General features: G+C 33.5%; 7 protein-coding genes and 1 pseudogene. 2 read left to right on the top strand and 6 right to left on the bottom strand.

Going from position 1 to position 14,280, the window contains the following annotated elements; translation table 11 throughout:
* Positions 1-263: 263 nt before the first annotated feature.
* Positions 264-830 carry a hypothetical protein gene (locus COL05_RS09180; RefSeq protein WP_098668382.1) on the top strand — a complete coding sequence of 189 codons (567 nt, stop codon included), beginning with the start codon at positions 264-266 and terminating at the stop codon, positions 828-830.
* Between the two features lie 615 nt (positions 831-1,445).
* On the opposite strand, the gene COL05_RS09175 is transcribed toward COL05_RS09180, so the two are convergent.
* The 5 genes and pseudogenes from COL05_RS09175 to COL05_RS32430 form a co-directional block, all read right to left on the bottom strand.
* The gene (locus COL05_RS09175) at positions 1,446-2,672 is read right to left on the bottom strand and encodes a helix-turn-helix domain-containing protein (RefSeq protein ID WP_098668381.1); all 1,227 of its coding nucleotides are present in this window, start codon (positions 2,670-2,672) and stop codon (positions 1,446-1,448) included.
* A 262-nt stretch (positions 2,673-2,934) separates the two neighbouring features.
* Complete coding sequence (locus tag COL05_RS09170) at positions 2,935-3,753, bottom strand: class C sortase (RefSeq protein ID WP_098668380.1); 819 nt, start codon at positions 3,751-3,753, stop codon at positions 2,935-2,937.
* A gap of 22 nt (positions 3,754-3,775) precedes the next feature.
* Entirely contained in the window at positions 3,776-4,606 is an 831-nt protein-coding gene (locus tag COL05_RS09165; RefSeq protein ID WP_098668379.1) for a class C sortase, read from the bottom strand.
* 97 nt (positions 4,607-4,703) lie between these two features.
* Positions 4,704-6,365, bottom strand: coding sequence for a SpaH/EbpB family LPXTG-anchored major pilin (locus COL05_RS09160; RefSeq protein ID WP_098668378.1), 1,662 nt, complete (start codon positions 6,363-6,365; stop codon positions 4,704-4,706).
* A 28-nt stretch (positions 6,366-6,393) separates the two neighbouring features.
* Positions 6,394-10,494: pseudogene (locus COL05_RS32430) on the bottom strand (isopeptide-forming domain-containing fimbrial protein); the annotation flags it as partial.
* Between the two features lie 1,582 nt (positions 10,495-12,076).
* On the opposite strand from COL05_RS32430, the gene COL05_RS09150 reads away from it, so the two are divergent.
* Positions 12,077-13,306: a helix-turn-helix domain-containing protein gene (locus tag COL05_RS09150; protein WP_098668376.1), complete on the top strand. Its 1,230-nt coding sequence runs from the start codon at positions 12,077-12,079 to the stop codon at positions 13,304-13,306.
* Positions 13,307-13,543: 237 nt separating this feature from the next.
* Here COL05_RS09150 and COL05_RS09145 read toward each other — a convergent pair whose 3' ends face one another.
* Positions 13,544-13,924, bottom strand: a complete 381-nt coding sequence (locus COL05_RS09145) for a hypothetical protein (RefSeq protein ID WP_098668375.1) — start codon at positions 13,922-13,924, stop codon at positions 13,544-13,546.
* Between the last annotated feature and the right edge of the window lie 356 nt (positions 13,925-14,280).

Raw genomic sequence — 14,280 nt, 5'->3', positions numbered from 1 at the left:
TAGTTGAATTATTGGAGCGGTACAAAACTTTATTGAACTACTCACCACTTAACATCCTTGTGGACTGTTTGAAGCGGAAGATTCCTAAGTACAGAAACCTAACCGGTTTCTAATTCAGTAGGCTATGCCTACTGAATTCACCTCCCACCTCCCGTTGGGCTAACGCTCTTCATACGCTTGAGGAGAGAGTACTCTGTCAGAAGACGATAAAAATTATTGGAGGTGAATATTCTATTTCAATTTTAAATAAGGAAGAGAAATTCATGGAAAATAAAATAAGATTAGGTACTATTATTCAAATTTTTTCTGGTGAAAAACTAACTGGAATATACATTGTATCCAAACTATCAATAGATTGTTTAATTCAAGATAAATATGCTTTGATTGGTACGAATGGACATCACTTTTTAAATATGTATTTTAGTAGCTTAGAAGATTTAGAACTACAATTAGAACTTGAAGATTCTTGGAGAATTTTAAATATAAATGTTGAAAAATTACTTTTAGAAAAGGATTCTGAAGAACAACTGAAAAAAATTATTTTGAATCATTCTAAAAATACTGTGGTTATTGATCAATGGAATATTGAAAAAGAATATAGTTCAATTTATAAGTTAGAAGATGTAATAAGAAACTTTATTAATGGTCTTTCTGGAAGGTATGGATTCTTAAAAAATACTAAGATAAAAAAGGAGAAAAATATTCAAATTTATTATAAAGGAGATTTATTTTTAGATATCGGAATTAAATTAGAAATTCGTATTGAACTTATAAATGATGAAAAAAAGCAAACACAAACTTGGATATGTAAAGCAAAGCTAATTTCATGAACTGCTCACGACTTAGATATAACCACTCATTATCTTAGCTGGCTCTGTCTGTAGAATTCCTACAGCGAGAACGGAAATCTCTTGTTCATTGACACACCAAGCTTCCTACTTTAGCTTGATTTTTGTAAATTCGGCAAGCCTGGATAATAGAACGCTGTATCTTTTACGACTCGAACAATTTTTCTGCAACCCCATATCTTGAGTTTTCAAAGAGGAAACTGTGGAGGTATATAATATCAAGCATTTTAACTTACGCCAGACGACATTCACCTTCTACCTATTTACTGGTACTATTACACCTACTCACCAATTGAGGAGGAAGTCTTCTGCCGGAAAAAGAAAAAGCATAAATGTATATTTATGAAAAAGCGATACTTTCGTCCCATGCCTAAAGGCGGACAAAAGTCCGGTATGGGCTTTCCCGTATCGCGAAATCTGTGATGCATTCATGCAATTTGTTGATTTTAGTACATCTATTGGCTTTGTAAAAAGAAGTTACATTATATACTATGAATAGATGTATAAACACATATTCTTTCACATAGAAATATAGATTTTTATATGAAACTTTCATTCCTAATGGACCAAGTTGGACATGTTTGTCACATAATATTTTTAAATTACAGTGTGTTTTTCACGATATTGTTTTGGTGTCATTGTCGTTATTTTTTTAAAAACTCTAGTGAAGTAACTTTGATCATTAAAGTTAAGCCACAGACAAATATCTGCTAAGGTATAGGAAGTTAAGGTTAATAATTTTTTTGCTTCTTCTATTCGTTCTTTTTGAATATACAGGCTCAAAGGAATTCCTACTTCTTTTTTAAATAATTTAGATAAATAGGTTGGATTAACTCCTAAAAAATCAGCAAGCTCATTTAGTGAAATTTCATGGTAGATATTATTGCTTACGTAGTTTAAGCATGTCGTAATCGTATTTGAATACTTCTTTGTTTTGTATTCCTTTACACGATCTGCAAACGTACATAAGGCATCTTCTATCAATCGATTAACAGAATACATATTGTCTAACTGTTCAAGCGTTTGTATGTATAAAATACTAAGAGAAAAAGCAATATCTGAGGGTAAATTTCCAGCAATCGCATACCTTGTAGCTAACGTAATAGCAATAATCCCATTATTCTTTTGATTTCTCAGTTGGTTTCCCTGAGATGTGATTCCTGCATCTTCTTGAGGAAAAGAATACGCATATTTAATCACATTTTCTTTATTCCCTTCTTTTATTTGCGAAAAAAGTTTCTGTTCTAAAGCAATATTGTAATTATTAGGATCATCTTGCCGACGTTTGGAAATATATAAATCTGGATTCACCATTTTATAAGGTTTCTCTTCTAACAATTTATTTTTTTTCCAAACGGTATCAATATCTAATCTTTCTTGAAAAATCATGTAATGTAAGAAAATCCCTATATGAAGTAACGTCATTTTTTTCATCTCAAGTAGAGATTGATAGTAAGACAAGCCTTCCTGTATCTTCTCACTTGCATGAAAGGCTTTCACAAGATTTCCTGCCATTTCATCTGTTACTTTTGGATAGGTAGTTGGTCCGATGACAATCGTTCCTTTTATCCCTTCGTGATTTTTAATCCGAATTAATACAAAGTTTTCTAAGTAATGGTTACCCCTAAAAATCGGAAAATTGTAAGGATCATTTTCTTGATACAATGCCTGAAAATGTTCTTCTCTGCTTGCATAAAAAGGGCTATATGTATCATAGCAAGTAAAAGAATGTAATATTTCTCCTTCCCCCGAAAGAAAATATACAGGTACATAAAATGTGTTATGGACGAGCTTACATAAGTACTCTATATCAATTTTTTTCATACTTATCCTCCTTTTAATTACAAATATATAAATTTCACATAGTATACAAATATGTATACTATGTGAAATTTTACTGAAAAATTTTACTATAAATTTTTAAAAAAGTATACTTTAAAGTACTACTTAAGATAAAAGGCAGATAATCAGAATGATAGAAATTTTAAAAAATAAATGCTTACTATAAATCAAGAAGCTCTTTTCCTAAAATTTAACCTTTTAAGAAAAGAACCTCTTTATCTTATATTTTTAATGAATGAAAAGGCTACTTTCTTCTTAATAGACCAAATAAAGCAATAAATATGACTAAAATTCCTATAACAATAAAACTTATTGTTTTTACAAAATCTTGCTTTTGATTTTTCTTAATTTTAATCATGCTCTCTGTACTGTTTTCTTTTATTTCATTATTTACTCTTTCTCCATAAATGAGTAAACGATATTTACTTGAAGTATAAGGTTCACATGTGAGTAATGTAGCCTTATCTTTTCCTTTTATAATAGCGAGTTTTTCAACTTGGCTAGGAAGTATCACTTCGTGACCTGTTACTTCATAGGTTAATTCTTCTCCTAAAATACGGATATAGAATCTATCACCCTTCTGTAATTGATCTAAATGTCGAAACATCTTAGCTCCATGATAACCACGATGGCCCGCTAAGACCGTATGCGTATCTTGTCCACCTAAAGGAAAAGATGTTCCACCAATTTGCCCAACTCCCATGCTAAGATGTTCCTGAGTTGCTCCTAAATAAATAGGAAGTTCTTCATTAATTTTTGGAATGATGACTGTACCTAGTACATCATTCTTCTTAATAAAATTTACAAAGGCTTCATTTTTCTTATCATTACTATTAAAAGGATCTTGCATAGAAAAAGATAATCCTTTTAAGGACTCATTATAGGCTTGCATGACTTTAAATTTATTACGTAAATCCTCATCTTTTAACTTTCCTACTCGCTTCTCATAATTAATTATTTCTGTTTCGTATACACGTTGATTCATATAATTCGAAACAGTTGGATATAGAAAGATGCTAAATCCGAGAATAAACAATGTTGCACTAAGTAACATCTTTTTCATATTTTCACCACACACTATAACTCTATTTACTTTCTAGTTTTTTCTTTCTTCTTCTCTTTAGGAATAAGAAGACACTCATAATTAGTATACTGATTGCCGCAATGATCTCCCAATTTTCTACAATAGGAGATTCTGAAAGATTTTCACTTGGTTTCTCTTTTCCTGTTGCTTCATATGGGATCCGATGCCCTCTCACTAATAATCGATGCGTATTTACTCCATACGGTGTACAAGTCAGCAATGTGGCGTAATCCTGATTATTTACAACCAGTAAATCCTCTGTTTCACTTGGTAATACCACTTTAATTTGATCTACTTGATACGCAAGAACCTTATCTAAAGAATGAATATAAAATACGTCTGACTCTTTCATTTTATCTAAATCTGTAAATAATACTGCTGAAGGTAGGCCTCGATGTCCTGTTAATACCGTATGTGTGCCTGTTCCTCCCACAGGTAAGGAGGATTTATCTAAATAACCTACCCCCCGACTTAATACTTCCTCAGAAGTTCCTTGATAGATAGGTAGTTTCACCTTAATTTTAGGAATTTCCACATATCCCATCACATCTCCTATGTTAAGTGCATCCGCATAGGATTTTCCACCAGTCTTTTCTTTTTCTGCAAATGGATCTGCAAATGTTTGAGTAGAATTTTGTACGTTCTTATTATACTCCTTTGCTTCCTTTTCTCTACGCTCTAATTCTTCCTTTTGAAGAGCCTTTACTTTGGCATCATAAGAACTAATCTGAGAGTAATGTGTTCGAGTTGCTAACCAGTTGCTGATTGTTGGATATAAAAAAATCCCTAGTCCTAATACAAAAATACAACCAAAAATAATATTGCGTTTCATAGTGACTCCTTTATCGTATACTGATATAGAAAAGAGGAGAAGCAAATGGCCCTCCTCTTTTCACATGTAACTACTATAAGTATAAAATTGTAAAGAATTAGTTATTTACTGTTTTTTTTCTGAAGAAAACAAATGCTGCTGCAGCCATTAGTAATAGACCTACTACAGTGAAGAGCACTGTGCCCATACCACCTGTTGTTGGAAGAACCCAACCACTCTTATTGTTTTCAACATTTAATTTAATTGCTTGGTGATCTGCATCCACTGTTACATCAATTGGATCTTTTAATAATTGGTAAGAACCTGTTGTTCCATCTTCTTTTTTATACGTTGGTGCTTTTGTTTCAACGATTTGGTAGTTGCCGTAAGGAATGTTATTCCATTGGATGACACCATTTGCATCTGATACACCTTTTACCTCTTTACCTTCTACTACAACTACTTTACCGTCTTTGTCACGTAATTCAAACTCTGCACCTTGTAACGTTTTGTTATCTGCACCATCCACTTTTGTTAAAGCAATGTTACCTGTTGTTACTGTAACCGTTGTAGGTTTAGATTCTTTTTCCCCTGTTACATCATTTTTGTTCTTGAAATCAATGGTTGCTTTGTTTTGAATTTGTGTTCCCGCTGGGAAACCTTCTTTAATTTTTGTTGCAATTTGTAAATGTAATTGTTTTTTACCATCTAATTTTGTAAAGTCTTTCACTGTCGCTGTTACTTTTTGTCCGTCTACAACTACTTCTACTACACTTGCATCTACTTCTACACCATCAATTTTAACGATTGGTGTTCCTACAATTGTTAACTTATCATCTAGAACGTCTTTTACTACATAGTTTTTGTACTCTTTAATATCCTCTGGAATTAAAGTTTTAATATCATAAGTATGTTCTGTATTTGGGTTCATTGGTGCATTTTCTGAATCCCCATTAATTTTTTTATCAATTGTTGGTTCTTCAAAGTTTTTAATTGCTACTGGTACGATAGCACCAGACGTAATTGTACCATCCGCATTTACTGTACCTGATTCTGTAATCGAAAACGCATGTTTCGTTGGATCAATCACATATCCAGTTGGTGCTTTCGTTTCTTGGAAGTAATACTTACCATACTCTAAACCTTGTACACGGATTTTACCGTCTGCACCTGATACTAATCCTTTTTGAACTTCTGTTCCATCTTCTTTAAATACAGAGAATTCTGCACCAGCTAATACTTTATCGCCAGCACCTGTTTTAGTTAATTCTACAGCACCACGTTTGATTTCATTCTTTGGATACATATGAACATCATAGTTTAAGCCTTTACCCTCTTTATCTGTCATCGGGATATCAACTGTGTACGTGTTTGGATTTAAGTTAACATGTGCTGGACCAGCAATTTCTTTTACTTCATAACGTCCTAATGGTAGATCCGGGAATACAGCTTGACCATTTGCATCTGTTGTTACTTGAATTGGTTTTGCAGTTGTAACTGGTGTTACGCTTTCTTTTGCGATTGTTCCATCATTTGTGATTTTCTCAAATGATTCAATTTGCTTAATTTCAAATGTTACACCTGGTAATGCTTTTGCATCTGCAGGAACTGTTTGGTTCGAAGAACCGTCACCTTCCGCACCTGGAGTCCCATTTTTTTCTTGCTCATACTTATGAATTGTTAACGTACCTGTACTTCTTGAAGCCGCATTTGCAAATGTGCTAGGCATCATAGCAAATGTGAATACAAGGATTAATAGCATACTAAATAGTTTTTTCATTTACTTTACCTCTCCCTATTGTTCTTTTCTATTTGTTTTTAGCTCTCTTACGGAAAAATACAACCAATGCTGCCACCATTATGATCATGCCAATCAGGTAAAATAAAGTTGTTCCTATACCACCTGTATGAGGTATGTTCCATCCATTTTTTGTGTTTTCCACTGTAATCTTGTGTAATGGTGAGGAAACTTCTACTTCAATTGGATCTTTTAATAACATGTATCCATCTGGCGCCTTGATTTCTTTTACTGTGTATTTTCCTAAGAGTAATAGTTCAGAAGTTGCTTTCCCATTTTCATCTGTCGTTAGTTTTCCAACTTCTTTACCATCTTTGTCTATAATCTGGAATACGGCATTTTTTAATTTGATAGCAGAATCCGCAGCATCCACTTTTTCAATCTCAATTTGTCCAAGTGGCTGAACCTTGATTTCTGTTGTTGGTTCTTGTGGCGGAACATTTTCCCCTGTTACTTTTGCAGTATTTTGAATAGCTGTTCCTTCCTGTCCTGCCTTGACTTTTGCATGGAATACGACAGTATGCCATTCTGTATCTGTAATATCACCTAGTTGTCCTGTGACTTTACCTTGTACATAATGACCCGTATCATCGCCTTCAACATCTGTCACAGCTTGTCCATTCACTTGTAATGTCCCTGGGACATATTCTAGTGCTTCTGGTAATTGGTCTTCAATTACCGCATTTTTTACAATGCTATCCGAAACCGTATTACGCATTTGAATCGTATATTCGATTTCATCTCCTACTTCAATATTTTTATCTTGTAGGTTTTTTGCGGTTTTCTTAGACTCTACTTTAGGATTTCTAGGATAAACTTCTACTGTTGTACTTGGTTCTTGCGGTGGTACATTCTCTCCTGTTACTTTTGCAGTATTTTGAATGTCCTGCCCAGCTTGTCCTGCTTTTACCTTCGCATGGAATACAACAGTATGCCATTCTGTATCTGTAATATTGCCCAGTTGTCCTGTAAATTTACCTTGTACATAATGACCGTTATCATCACCTTCGGTATCTGTTACAGGTTTTCCATTCACTTGTAATGTTCCTGGGACATATTCTAGACTTTCTGGTAATTGGTCTTCAATTACCGCATTTTTTACAATGCTATCTGAAATCGTATTACGCATTTGGATCGTATATTCGATTTCGTCTCCTACTTCGGTATTCTTATCTTGTAGATTCTTTGCAATTTTCTTAGATTCTACTTTTGCTTCCTTTACAATCACATTATTGACAACTTCATTTGTATCAACGGATTGATCTTCATTCTTCAATAAGTTCTTGTAAGCTACATGTGCTTTATTTGTGATTTTCTTGTTCACGTAACCTGATGAAACTTTGACTTTGAACTGTACGGTAACACCATCAGGTAAAATACCGGTATTTGGTAAGTCTCCTAAATTAACCGTCACTTTTCCATCTTGGTAATTTCCTGAATCTGTATCTGTTTCATCTGTTATATTTGTTGTTTTTGCATCTTTAACTACTTTAATTGTTCCTGGTACATACTCTGTTCCTTCAGGGATCGCATCTGTAAACACTGCATTAGATGCAACGTCACCACCATCATTTTTCACAGTTACGTTATACGTTAACTCATCTCCAGTTTTTACTTCACCTTCTGGAGACACTGATTTTGTTGCTGTCACACATGGCTCTGTACCAAGGAAGATATCATCTAAAAAGTTTCCAGCAGCATTATACCCACTCGCAGAAGAAATGGCTTCAAAGCCAAATCGTGTAGCTGTTTGTCCAGCTGGTACTGTATAAGTTCCCGTATAGTATTTCCATTGATCTTTACCAGTTGTGATTTGTTGGATTGTTGGTAAGCCCTTTGGAGAAACAATAGATGAACCGATTTTTACTGCCATTGTGTCAAGACCTTGTCTACCTTTATGAGCAAGTCGCCAATAAATTGTTTGTCCAGGTGTCGTCTGCACATCTTGATATAACTGCGCCGCTTCTCTGCTATTTAATTCCGCGAATTGTTGACCGTGTGCTACAGGATTTTTTAAACCTCCTTGATCCTCAATAGATCCCGGTTTTATCTGATCCATTAAATTTTTATTGAATATTTCAAATACTTGATATGAATCAGTTGTCTTCCATCCTGGAACAGTTCCTGCTGGGGCAGTAAAGTACCCTGGCCCATGAAAAGGTATACTTGTATAATAGGGTTCTTCAAAACTACCGTTTACAAGTGCCACACGTCCCAATTGTCCACATGAGTTTGCTGGTGGAGTTGGTGTTTCTGGCTCAGGTTCAACGTCATTTACAACTTCATTTGTGTCAACTGTTCCATCTGTATTAGTTAGCAAATTCTTGTAAGCAACGTTTGCTTTATTCTTAATTTGTTGTTTCACGTCACTAGATAATACCTTTACTTTAAACTGTACAGTAACCCCATCAGGTAGAATATCCGTATTGGGTAAATCCCCCAGATTAACTGTAACTTTACCATCTAGATAATCTCCTGAGTCTGTGTCTTTTCCATCAGTAACTGTACTAACCTGTCCATTTTTGATTACTTGTATAGATCCAGGTACGTATTCAGTTCCCATAGGAATTGCATCTGTGAAAATAGAGTTAGCAGCAATGTCACCGCCATCATTTTTCACTGTTACTTTATACGTTAACTCATCTCCCGCTTTCACTTGACCTTCTTTATCCACAGATTTTGTTGCTGAAACGCATGGATCAGTTCCTAAAAAGATGTCATCTAGTAAGTTTCCCCATAGAAGATCCCCATTTGAACTTGAAACAGCATCAAAACCAAACCTTGTCATAGTTTGTCCAGCGGGCACTTTGTAACTCCCTGTATAATACGTCCATTTATTATTGGTACTGCTTATCTTCTCAATAACTGGTAAATCATTTGGTAAAGTATTCGATGAACCTATTCGAAGTTGCATAGTATCAATACCAAATTCCCCGCGGTGAGCCAGTCGCCAATAAATTGTTTGTCCTGGAGTTGTCGCTACATCTTGATATAGCATTGATTGTTGGTTTGCATTTAATTCTGCATATTGCTTTCCTTCTGCAGCTACAACTGGGATTGTTTGACCGTTTCCTCCCATTTTCGGGCCCAGGAATTCATTAGAGTTTTGCATAATTTGAATAAATTTATCTGTTGCTGTTGTTTTCCAGCCAGGTACTTCATGTTCATAAAAGTACATCCAAGCATGCTCAGCTCCAGGTGAGCCTTTGTCTCCAACATTTCTTGCAGGCGGTTGCTCAAAACCACCATTGATGAGTGCTACACGTCCCATCGGTCCACATGAGTTTGCTGGTGGAGTTGGTGTTTCAGGTGTAGATACCTCTACTGTTGTTGTTGGTTCCTGTGGTGGTACACCATCCCCAGTAACAGTCGCTTTATTTTGAATGGATTTTCCAGCTTGGTCTGCCTTGACTTTTGCATGGAATGTTACATTATGCCATTCAGCATCTGTAACATCACCAAGTTTTCCTGTCACTTTACCCTGAATATAATGACCATTATCGTCACCTTCAGCATCTGTCACAGCTTTTCCATCCACTTGTAATGTTCCTGGTACATACTCTAAGCCTGCTGGCAATTGATCTTCAATTACAGCATTTTTTACAGAACTATCTGAAACCGTATTACGGGTCTGGATTTTGTAAAGAAGCGTATCTCCCACTTCAGGATGAGTCGCATCTTTGTTTCCATCCGCCTTTTGCTGAATACCCGCTTCTTTCTTTGATTCCAACACAGGAGCCTTTAAATCAACGGTGAACTTTGTTTGCGCATCTATTGGATCTAATCCGTCACCTTTTACACTAGCAATATTATTAATGGTTTTACCTGTTTGATCATTCGAAATTTTCGCTTCAAATGTAACAATGCGTTCGTCAGTATCAGATACATTACCGAAGTTTGCCGTAATTTTCCCATTATTATATTCCGGAATTGCATTATGGCTAGCCTTTATAGTTCCTTCTACAAGTTCTAATCCTTCAGGTACTTCATCTTCAATAATGACATTCTTCGCTATTGCCCCGCCTACTGTATTTTTGGCAACAATCGAATATACAACCGTGTCACCAATTTCATAATTTGTCTTGTCTTTTAAGTTGTTTTTTACATTCTTGCTAATTTCTAATTTTGGAGGAATTACCTCTAATGCGACTCCCCAAAAATGCGGATAGTGTAAATCTGTGCTACCTCCAGCATTTATTGGTTTTGCACTAAACTTTTGATCTATCTTATCTATCCCTGCTGGAAAATAAGGAGAATTAGTAAAATCTAAGTTTAGTATATCAGTATTAGCTGGAGTTCGATCTGGATTTCTGGTACTTATATTTTGTCCATTTTTAGTAATACTTCCATTCCAAAAATTATTTTCTGCTCTAGCACTATCACTCATATATGAATCATTGACAATTTGGTTATCTTTATATGCTATAATTCTATATTGATCGTTGTCTATATTTTTATTTCCACCATATACACTAGCTACCATGCTCCCTTTTAAACTACCTTCTTGCTTTGTCAAAAAAGGTTGATCTGACAAAGTTGCTTTGAAGTCTGGATGAGTAGTAGTATTAACATCATTATAATAATTTAATTTTGTCATCATTGATGGTAAATTCTCATTTTTTTCGACAAAAACGATATCCCAGTTTGCTAATGCATCCGAGCCCCAAGGAATAGACAATGGATTTTGTAACCATAAGTTTTTCCCCCAGTAATGTCCAGCACCTTCTTGTTTAACAAATTCTGTAATGTCATATACACCCTTAATACTTTTATCAAACAATAACTTTCCACCTTTTGGTCCTTGGATAAAAGTCGGAGTAGTATCTGTTGAACTTTTTATATTATCCGGGGAAATATAAAGGAACGCAGACACAACTTCTCCATTAGGTACATATTCCATTGAACTACTACTAATAGTCGATGAGTCATTATCAGCATCAATATATCTGCCCTTTATTTTAGGATCATTCGAAACATCATAACCCCAAACGTTACTACCGCCTATAGCTTGAAGATGATAAGGCCCAACTGCATTGAATGCTGTAATCTCATTTTTCCCATCAAAAGAATATGATGGTACTTGGCTTGAAAACTTATCCTTGGTGGATGATGCTGTCTCAGCATGAACTGTCTGTAAAACCGCACTAGGTGCTATTCCACTAAAAACTAATAAAAAAGCTAACAATGATACGATGGTTTGTTTGAAGCGCTTACCATATTTTTTTAAACTAAAATACTTTTGCAATATCTTCTCCCCTCCTTGATGTAAATATAAATAAGTTCACTTCCCTTTTAATTGAAACTCTACGGTCTCTATATAAGGAGAATTCAGCAATTAATATCTAAAAACATTCAAATTTATGGAATGAATTGGTATAATTAAGCTGCATTTTCGATAAAAGTTGTAATCTTCAAATATTTTTATGTATGATTTGAAAATGAACATATCTATCAGAACATATAGCTGTTTCCCATTCATCAAAAAGACTGAATCCCCTTTCCTAGATATTTAGATAGACATTAATTACTAAAAATATAATATAAGATTGTCATAAAAAAGTATGGTAAAATCTTTCCTTTGGTGGTACTATTTTGCACTTTTTTGATTTTTATAGTATTTCTTTTGGAAAAATGGTATTTTACTTGGTGTAATTTCTGCTTATATTAATACATCCATTTAAAAGGAGAATAAGATGCAAGGTTTAGTTAATACACAATATATCTGTAATCTCATTCATCAAACGTTTTTTGTACCCGTTTATTTTTTATCTGAGGAGGGAGAAATTTTAGATTATGCTACTTGTTATGATATAAGTAGCCCTTTCTATTCATCTAAAGAGGAGCATTTTCAGACACTATGTCAAGAATGTGATCTATTTAATTTTCCGCTTTTTAGGGGGAATGATTATCTTGAAAACTTTCTATTCATACAGATTAAAAATCAGGAAGGAGTAAAGGGAACGTTTGTCATTGGGCCAACTACCTATCCCAAAGTAACAGATGAAATGGCAACCAAATTAATGAAAACGTTTCAAATGGATAACAAAATACAGGAGGGATTATCCTACTATCAATCCCTACCAGAAGTAAAGAAAATCAAGTTACTTCAGATAGGGGTTTTCTTACATTATATGATTTTTAAAGAAAAATTAGATATTGATACTGTGTGGAAACAAAATAAATTGTTAGAAGAGACACCTTATAAAATCGTACATCCAGATTCTTATATTTCTAATCGGCGTCAAAATAGTGTTGGGAATTATAATATTTCCTTAGAACGTAAATTTTTTTCCAAAATTACAGAAGGTAATAAAGAAAGCGTAATCAAATATGCGTATTCTTTTCCTCAAGAAAATGCAGGAATCACATCTCAAGGAAATCAACTGAGAAATCAAAAGAATAACGGAATTATTGCCATTACGTTAGCTACAAGATATGCAATTGATGGAAATTTACCAACAGATATCGCCTTTGCACTGAGTGATTTGTATATACAAACTATTGAGCAATTGGATAATATGTATTCTGTTAATCGCTTGATAGAAGATGCCTTATGTACGTTTGCAGATCGTGTAAAAGAATACAAAACAAAAAAGTATTCAAATACTATTACGACATGCTTAAATTATATTAACAGAAATATCTATCAAAAGATTTCTCTTAGTGAACTTGCTGAGCTGTTACATGTCAATCCGACTTATTTATCTGGTTTATTTAAAAAAGAAGTAGGAATTACTTTGAGTCAATACATTCAAAGGGAGAAAATAGAAGAAGCAAAAAAATTACTAACCTTAACTTCCTATTCCTTAGCAGATATTTGTCTGTGGCTCAAATTTAGTGATCAGAGCTATTTCATCCGGATTTTCAAAAAAATAACGATGATGACACCAAAACAGTATCGTGAAAAATACAAATTAATTTGAAGGATATATCTAAATATTTATCTTTTGAATTACGTTTTTCTGACAAGTTAATTATTTTAAGAGTACTTGTAAAAGTGCTCTTTTGAGTCCATGGGTCCCCCTTTTTTAAAAGTTACCTACTTAATCCACAGTATATTAATTAATTAATTAATCTATTAATATATAACAACTAATAATTGATAATTTAATTTCCAGAGTATTAATAAAGTATAAACCTCTGATTATTCATAATATTGACTAATCTAGTCCAACTGTTTCTAAAAAACTTTTAGTTCGAAAAACCATACCACGAAGCATATATATCGTTTGTCTTTCAACTTCTAAAATCTCTTTTTGCATAGTCAATTCATTATTACTGAAAAAATGTATTAATTCACAAATAAACACTAACCACTCTTCTCTCAAAATGCAATCTATACAGCTTTGTAAACTAGCTATTTGCATTTCAGAAAGTGAATATTCTGTTTTTTTATACCCTATTTCTTTTTGGTCTCTCCATTTATCTTGAATTGGCCAACTAGCTGTGATTTGTTGCATCATAAACTGAATATCTTCCTTACAAAGTGTTCCTATGCCTTGATAAAGTTTCAAAAACCTGATTAATACTTCTCTGTCCATTTTTAATTCCCCATTCTAGATTTTTTCAGTATATCACCTATATTTACCATTAAATTTATTTACCAATTTATCGTGATTATATATAATATATCATCTTTTTTTCAATCACCTAAAGAAAATATCATTAAATTTTTTCTTGAAATAATAAAAATATTCATAACTTTCATATTCCTAATTACTTTTCTAAACTACTTAGTAAAACCGCACAAGAATTTTTCAGCTCTTCGTCCTAAATAGCTTAAAGTATTTAAAAAGAGTATATGAAAAACAAAAAATTTCCATATACTCTCTAGAATTAGTAAACCTCGGTTATTTAATTTTAATATTCCTATTTNNAAATAGGAATATTAAAATTA

The organism is Bacillus sp. AFS059628, from assembly GCF_002571225.1.
In the GTDB taxonomy this organism is placed as follows: domain Bacteria; phylum Bacillota; class Bacilli; order Bacillales; family Bacillaceae_G; genus Bacillus_A.
Note: the sequence above shows the minus strand (reverse complement) of the source record. Positions and strands in the feature narration are given on the sequence as shown.

What these genes read in the sequence shown, in the direction of transcription:
- COL05_RS09170 (WP_098668380.1), bottom strand. Translation starts at nt 3,753, where the DNA reads ATGAAAAAGATGTTACTTAGTGCAACATTGTTTATTCTCGGATTTAGC.
- COL05_RS09150 (WP_098668376.1), top strand. Translation starts at nt 12,077, where the DNA reads ATGCAAGGTTTAGTTAATACACAATATATCTGTAATCTCATTCATCAA.
- COL05_RS09165 (WP_098668379.1), bottom strand. Translation starts at nt 4,606, where the DNA reads ATGAAACGCAATATTATTTTTGGTTGTATTTTTGTATTAGGACTAGGG.
- COL05_RS09145 (WP_098668375.1), bottom strand. Translation starts at nt 13,924, where the DNA reads ATGGACAGAGAAGTATTAATCAGGTTTTTGAAACTTTATCAAGGCATA.
- COL05_RS09175 (WP_098668381.1), bottom strand. Translation starts at nt 2,672, where the DNA reads ATGAAAAAAATTGATATAGAGTACTTATGTAAGCTCGTCCATAACACA.
- COL05_RS09180 (WP_098668382.1), top strand. Translation starts at nt 264, where the DNA reads ATGGAAAATAAAATAAGATTAGGTACTATTATTCAAATTTTTTCTGGT.
- COL05_RS09160 (WP_098668378.1), bottom strand. Translation starts at nt 6,365, where the DNA reads ATGAAAAAACTATTTAGTATGCTATTAATCCTTGTATTCACATTTGCT.